The sequence below is a fragment of the Rhizobium sp. P1_E1 genome (assembly GCF_056406015.1).
In genome coordinates this window covers 1-3089 of record NZ_JBFUAY010000365.1, presented here as the reverse complement: position 1 = coordinate 3089, position 3089 = coordinate 1, and the positions used below count along the sequence as shown (strand labels likewise).

At 55.6% G+C, this 3089-nt stretch carries 4 protein-coding genes; 1 reads left to right on the top strand and 3 read right to left on the bottom strand.

Annotated elements, in window-relative coordinates; all coding sequences use genetic code 11:
• From AC1D1Z_RS35715 to AC1D1Z_RS35705, 3 genes are all read right to left on the bottom strand, one after another.
• The coding region (locus AC1D1Z_RS35715; RefSeq protein ID WP_477853519.1) for a DUF262 domain-containing protein at window positions 1–535 on the bottom strand (535 nt) is incomplete at its 3' end.
• 772 nt (window positions 536–1307) lie between these two features.
• Window positions 1308–2198, bottom strand: coding sequence for an ImmA/IrrE family metallo-endopeptidase (locus AC1D1Z_RS35710; RefSeq protein WP_477853517.1), 891 nt, complete (start codon window positions 2196–2198; stop codon window positions 1308–1310).
• Window positions 2191–2529, bottom strand: coding sequence for a helix-turn-helix domain-containing protein (locus tag AC1D1Z_RS35705; protein WP_315855620.1), 339 nt, complete (start codon window positions 2527–2529; stop codon window positions 2191–2193). The genes AC1D1Z_RS35710 and AC1D1Z_RS35705 overlap by 8 nt, the downstream gene beginning before the upstream one ends.
• 341 nt (window positions 2530–2870) lie before the next feature.
• Between AC1D1Z_RS35705 and AC1D1Z_RS35700 the strand changes: the two genes are divergently transcribed.
• A partial coding sequence (locus tag AC1D1Z_RS35700) for a multiubiquitin domain-containing protein (protein WP_477853514.1) occupies window positions 2871–3089 on the top strand: 219 nt, incomplete at its 3' end.

Genomic DNA, 3089 nt, shown 5'->3' with positions numbered 1-3089 from the left:
CCTCCTCCACTACCCGGCCACATCGGAACCATACCGTGCCGGGTTGTGGGTTCTTGGCCTGGTTTTCCGTGAGGAACTCGAAATGATACCGGTAACCGCTTTCGAGATCGGCCTCGCTTAAGAGGTCAAGATACAGGTGCCTGCTGGGAAATGCTGCATCTGAACTCCACCGTTTGCCTGGCATTTTCCAAGCATAGGAACCCCGCAGGCCGACGTTGAGCGCGGTCATGCGCTGTTGCCCATCAAGGACAGCGATCAGCTCACGCTCGGGCGGGTTTTTCAATAGTTCGCAATGAAACCGGTCGCGTTCGTGATAGTGTTGAACAAAATCGTAGAACTTGTACTCCGTGCGCCTCTCCTGGGCGATCTTCCAGAAGAGGAACGTGCCGAAGGGATATCCCTGCATGAGGCTGTCAAAAAGCTCGCAGATTTGTTCCGGCCACCAAACGAATTCGCGCTGGATTGCCGGCAACACGTAATCCTGGGACGCAATTTTTTCGAGGAGCGATTTGATTGTGCCGCCAGGCTTATACATCGGAGAATCTCTGAACCTTTTGAGTTGTTACGACTGAGGATTGCACAGCGGTCAGTAAAAATCCCGCGTCGCGTCTCGCATGAATTGGCGGGGATAGAGTTTTCCCCATCATGTTTTGGTCCATATTGGCTTGATCTTTTTGACCTGGCGGATGAGAGCTTCGCCAGGGGCCGAAATCGGTCGGACCCAGCGGCAGCATTGACATCCCGAGCAATAAGCGTTGCGCGGCTCATTAACAGCTGGAGAGATCGCCTACGCCTGATCGAGTTGACAGATGGGACATCCCATCTGTCAAGCAGAAGAGATTGATAGCCTACCCGAGCCCGCGTCCGCGCGGCCGCCCAAAATACAACGCGTAGCGGGAAGCGACCCTCTATTCGACAGACAAGGACGTCCTCATAAAGCGTTCGTTCGCTGACAATCCGACCGGAGGTCGAAGGCAGCCATGCGTGACGCCGAGATGGCGGACGACCGCAGACGAGGACTGGAATCTGTAAGCCACTGGAAAATAGCAAATATCACCTTTTCGGGGTCAAGATAATTGCTGGGCGGTAGGTTCGTATCCTTTCAAGGCGCAAGAAGCCGGTGCGGCGCAGGGCTCCTTGCGAAAATGACATAAGCGCTCAACGGCGGCTTCGGGTCGGTCGTTGCCGACTCCCGAAAGCGGTCGCTCCGCAGGTGTCGACAACGTCGCAGATCGGGTAGGGACGACAAGTCGATGTTTGTCGGCATTGCACAGTTCGATTACGTCGTGGCCAGTGACCTGCTAAGGCTAGCGACCGTAAGCGAATTTCGCGGTGTAACTCTCGATCAGATTCGCCTCTTCATCCGCGTCCTCGGGATCAGGATCTTCGGCCAAGGCATCGCTTGAAAACACGGTCAGCGTGTGACCGAATGAACCAAGTCCGACAATCTCCTCGTCGAGGTGAATCTGCCCGGAGCCATCAAACCAATCGGCAAGTGTAGTCTCGATGATTTGCCGCTTGCCGTAACGGACGTTGTCCGGATCGCTGTTGAAGTCCCGCGTTGCGCTGAGAGGTAAGGGCGAGCCCTTGCGGAGGAACGTAAGTGTTTTGCCGAGCTCTTTGAAGCCTTCGGACATGAAGCAATAACAAATATCCGCTCCCTGACTCACGACGATTGCCATCGGATAAGGAGTACACTCGGCCGCGCGGATCGCCGCAGCAGTAAGGGAGCATTGCGACTTATCTGCCAGCTGTTCGATACCTGCGAGTCCAATGATGCCTCGTGCCAGCTCCCTCTTCACGAGATGGGTTGGCATCAAGAGACCTGAGGCAAAATGGTCTGCCTCAAGTTCGATCGAGCTGTCGCCCTGGCGAAAGCCAGCTCTTGAGATATGCATCTTGCTAGACTTCAGAATTTCTTCTGGATGCCCGTCGAGATAATAGTGGCCGAGCTCATGAGCGACCGTAAAGCGCTGGAAGCCCTCGTTCTCGATGTCGGTGGCGTAAAAGATGGACGGCACATCTTCATCGAAGATAATGCCGCCGCTGACGCCTTTGATTTCCGACGGCTTGGCGACGATCATGATACCTTCGGACTCGGCAATCGCGAAGGGATCGACTGGAAAGGCGGCGAAACCTTTTTCCGCTGCAACACGTTCGCCGTGCTGGCGCGCCTTGATCAGTTGAAACTTAGCCATCRCCGCCCTTCTTTTTGTTGATGAGGTCGATCATCATCTGGATATGTTCGCGATCGCCCGCCGACAGATTTTCCTCGCCGCGAAACGCGGTCGTCGCCCCCTTCATGGTGGGGGAACGCCCCAGGAGGTAGTCAGCCGATACCTCTAAGGCCTTTGCCAGGGCGCGAACGTTCGCGAAGGATGGCTTGCGCCTATTCTTTTCAAAGTGCCCGATAGCCGCGGGCTGAAGTCCCGATGCCTTTGCGAGTTCCGTCTGGTTCAGTCCCCTTGCCTCGCGCGCGGCCAGCAACCGATCCCCGAATTCCAGCTCATTCTCCGAATTATTTGACACGACGTTTCCAGTTATGTTAGTCCTACGTATACGTAGGAAATTGGCATCCACCATTCGGTGGTTTTTTTAGGCCAAGACATCCTACGAGTTCGTAGGAAACTGTACTACAGACAGGATTCTGTAGTCAAGAAACCCGGGAAGGAGGTGAATGGTTTGGCGAAATCGGAAGTGACCAGCAAGAGGGCGGCTTCAGCGGCATCAAAGGTCCTGCGGGACCCGAAGGCGAGCAAGGCGGCGAAGACGGCGGCAGGTTCGGCGCTCACCCAGCGTCCGGGCAGGAAATGATCCACGGCGGCAGGCTTTCGGGCCTGCCGCTCTTCACAAAGAAATAGGAGCAGCAAATGGCGCACGACGACAAAGAGAAGAAGAAGGTCACTATCATCATTGATGGGACCCCGCATGAGGTTGAAAAGGACGACATCACCTACGTGGAAATCGTCACGCTGGCGGACCCCGAATATCCGCAGCATCCGGAAACGACCTACTCGGTAACCTACAAGCGCGGTCACGGCAACAATGAGGGAACGCTCTCTCCGGGCGGCTCCGTAAAGGTGAAAGAG